Consider the following 709-nt stretch of genomic DNA (forward strand, 5'->3'; position numbering starts at 1 on the left):
CGGCACAGTGCTCGGTACCAGGTTCTCGAAGTTGCCGCCGGTAGCATCCTTGATAGTCACTTCGACCTTGCCGGCGTCTTTGTAGACGTCATCGGCCGGCGCCGGAACGGTCACGGTGCCAGTGGTTTTACCTGTCTCGATGGTGATCACCGAGCCGTTCGACAGGGTCACGGTGACAGGCGAGCCCGCCGCATTGGTCAGGGTCGCGGTGTAGATGATCGAACCGCCCTCGGCCACGGAACCGGTAGCGCTGAGTGACAGATTGGTGGTGTCGGTGCTGTCGGTCACTGTGGTGGTGATCGGGGTTTTGTCGGCGACCAGATTTTCGTAATTGCCGCCGCTCACGCCGGTGATCGAGTTGGTCAGCGGGGCCTGACCAGTCAGCGCATCGTTCGGCGCGGTGAAGGTTACGGTGCCGGTGGTCTTGCCCACTTCAATGGTGATGCTCTGACCATTGGCCAGGGTCACCACGACAGGAGAACCGGTGACCGGCGCGCCGACAGTGGCGGTATAGGTGAGGGTGCCGCCTTCAGCGACCGTGGTGTCGGCCGTCAGCTTCACGGTCGAGGTGTCGATGGTGTCAGTGACTTCGGTCACGGCTGGCGTGGTGCTCGGGACCAGGTTCTCGAAGTTTCCGCCGGTGGCGTCCTTGATGGTGACTTCGACTTTGCCGGCGTCCTTGTAGACGTCATCGGCAGGCGCAGGAACA

1 protein-coding gene is annotated in these 709 nt (G+C 62.3%); it reads right to left on the reverse strand.

Annotated elements, in window-relative coordinates:
* The coding region (locus tag ACM6JQ_RS16010; RefSeq protein ID WP_414894172.1) for an immunoglobulin-like domain-containing protein at positions 1-709 on the reverse strand (709 nt) is incomplete at both ends.

It is taken from the genome of Pseudomonas sp. IT-232MI5, assembly GCF_949767845.1.
Classification (GTDB): Bacteria; Pseudomonadota; Gammaproteobacteria; order Pseudomonadales; family Pseudomonadaceae; genus Aquipseudomonas.